Genomic DNA, 3,146 nt, shown 5'->3' on the forward strand with positions numbered 1-3,146 from the left:
GGACGGCGTTGAATGTTGATTTCTGACCTTTGTCAGATCGTTCTTTAAAAATTTGGGTATGTGATAGAAAGACTGATGAAGCACTTTCACTGGTGCGGATTCAGGCTAAGGTAAAATTTGTGAGTTGCCCGCAAGGGCGAATGCGAATTTTCGGCGAATGTCGTCTTCACAGTATAACCAGATTGCTTGGGGTTATATGGTCAAGTGAAGAAGCGCATACGGTGGATGCCTTGGCAGTCAGAGGCGATGAAAGACGTGGTAGCCTGCGATAAGCTTCGGGGAGTCGGCAAACAGACTTTGATCCGGAGATCTCTGAATGGGGGAACCCAGCCATCACAAGATGGTTATCTTGCACTGAATACATAGGTGCAAGAGGCGAACCAGGGGAACTGAAACATCTAAGTACCCTGAGGAAAAGAAATCAACCGAGATTCCCTTAGTAGTGGCGAGCGAACGGGGACTAGCCCTTAAGTGGCTTTGAGATTAGCGGAACGCTCTGGAAAGTGCGGCCATAGTGGGTGATAGCCCTGTACGCGAAAATCTCTTGGCCATGAAATCGAGTAGGACGGAGCACGAGAAACTTTGTCTGAACATGGGGGGACCATCCTCCAAGGCTAAATACTACTGACTGACCGATAGTGAACCAGTACCGTGAGGGAAAGGCGAAAAGAACCCCGGAGAGGGGAGTGAAATAGATCCTGAAACCGTATGCGTACAAGCAGTGGGAGCAGACTTCGTTCTGTGACTGCGTACCTTTTGTATAATGGGTCAGCGACTTATATTCAGTGGCGAGCTTAACCGAATAGGGGAGGCGTAGCGAAAGCGAGTCTTAATAGGGCGTTTAGTCGCTGGGTATAGACCCGAAACCGGGCGATCTATCCATGGGCAGGTTGAAGGTTAGGTAACACTGACTGGAGGACCGAACCGACTACCGTTGAAAAGTTAGCGGATGACCTGTGGATCGGAGTGAAAGGCTAATCAAGCTCGGAGATAGCTGGTTCTCCTCGAAAGCTATTTAGGTAGCGCCTCATGTATCACTCCAGGGGGTAGAGCACTGTTTCGGCTAGGGGGTCATCCCGACTTACCAAACCGATGCAAACTCCGAATACCTGGAAGTGCCGAGCATGGGAGACACACGGCGGGTGCTAACGTCCGTCGTGAAAAGGGAAACAACCCAGACCGTCAGCTAAGGTCCCAAAGTTATGGTTAAGTGGGAAACGATGTGGGAAGGCTTAGACAGCTAGGAGGTTGGCTTAGAAGCAGCCACCCTTTAAAGAAAGCGTAATAGCTCACTAGTCGAGTCGGCCTGCGCGGAAGATGTAACGGGGCTCAAACCATACACCGAAGCTACGGGTATCACGCAAGTGATGCGGTAGAGGAGCGTTCTGTAAGCCTGTGAAGGTGAGTTGAGAAGCTTGCTGGAGGTATCAGAAGTGCGAATGCTGACATGAGTAACGACAATGCGAGTGAAAAACTCGCACGCCGAAAGACCAAGGTTTCCTGCGCAACGTTAATCGACGCAGGGTTAGTCGGTCCCTAAGGCGAGGCTGAAAAGCGTAGTCGATGGAAAACAGGTTAATATTCCTGTACTTCCGGTTATTGCGATGGAGGGACGGAGAAGGCTAGGCCAGCTTGGCGTTGGTTGTCCAAGTTTAAGGTGGTAGGCTGGAATCTTAGGTAAATCCGGGGTTCCAAGGCCGAGAGCTGATGACGAGTTGCCTTTAGGCGACGAAGTGGTTGATGCCATGCTTCCAAGAAAAGCTTCTAAGCTTCAGATAACCGGGAACCGTACCCCAAACCGACACAGGTGGTTGGGTAGAGAATACCAAGGCGCTTGAGAGAACTCGGGTGAAGGAACTAGGCAAAATGGCACCGTAACTTCGGGAGAAGGTGCGCCGGTGAGGGTGAAGCACTTGCTGCGTAAGCCCACGCCGGTCGAAGATACCAGGCCGCTGCGACTGTTTATTAAAAACACAGCACTCTGCAAACACGAAAGTGGACGTATAGGGTGTGACGCCTGCCCGGTGCCGGAAGGTTAATTGATGGGGTTAGCTAACGCGAAGCTCTTGATCGAAGCCCCGGTAAACGGCGGCCGTAACTATAACGGTCCTAAGGTAGCGAAATTCCTTGTCGGGTAAGTTCCGACCTGCACGAATGGCGTAACGATGGCGGCGCTGTCTCCACCCGAGACTCAGTGAAATTGAAATCGCTGTGAAGATGCAGTGTATCCGCGGCTAGACGGAAAGACCCCGTGAACCTTTACTATAGCTTTGCACTGGACTTTGAATTTGCTTGTGTAGGATAGGTGGGAGGCTTTGAAGCGTGGACGCCAGTCTGCGTGGAGCCATCCTTGAAATACCACCCTGGCAACTTTGAGGTTCTAACTCAGGTCCGTCATCCGGATCGAGGACAGTGTATGGTGGGTAGTTTGACTGGGGCGGTCTCCTCCTAAAGAGTAACGGAGGAGTACGAAGGTGCGCTCAGACCGGTCGGAAATCGGTCGCAGAGTATAAAGGCAAAAGCGCGCTTGACTGCGAGACAGACACGTCGAGCAGGTACGAAAGTAGGTCTTAGTGATCCGGTGGTTCTGTATGGAAGGGCCATCGCTCAACGGATAAAAGGTACTCCGGGGATAACAGGCTGATACCGCCCAAGAGTTCATATCGACGGCGGTGTTTGGCACCTCGATGTCGGCTCATCACATCCTGGGGCTGAAGCCGGTCCCAAGGGTATGGCTGTTCGCCATTTAAAGTGGTACGCGAGCTGGGTTTAGAACGTCGTGAGACAGTTCGGTCCCTATCTGCCGTGGACGTTTGAGATTTGAGAGGGGCTGCTCCTAGTACGAGAGGACCGGAGTGGACGAACCTCTGGTGTTCCGGTTGTCACGCCAGTGGCATTGCCGGGTAGCTATGTTCGGAAAAGATAACCGCTGAAAGCATCTAAGCGGGAAACTTGCCTCAAGATGAGATCTCACTGGAGCCTTGAGCTCCCTGAAGGGCCGTCGAAGACTACGACGTTGATAGGTCGGGTGTGTAAGCGCTGTGAGGCGTTGAGCTAACCGATACTAATTGCCCGTGAGGCTTGACCATATAACACCCAAGCAATTTGCGAACCCGGAAGGGGCCAGATTGCGGTGTGTGGAGACG

The 3,146-nt window shown here is 52.2% G+C and carries 1 rRNA gene; it reads left to right on the forward strand.

What is annotated here, in order from left to right:
• The first annotated feature begins 198 nt into the window (after window positions 1-198).
• A 23S ribosomal RNA gene (locus ACIP0B_RS27895) occupies window positions 199-3,089 on the forward strand.
• Window positions 3,090-3,146: the final 57 nt, after the last annotated feature.

This window comes from Pseudomonas sp. NPDC089534 (assembly GCF_044749305.1).
GTDB classification, from domain to species: domain Bacteria; phylum Pseudomonadota; class Gammaproteobacteria; order Pseudomonadales; family Pseudomonadaceae; genus Aquipseudomonas; species Aquipseudomonas ekonensis.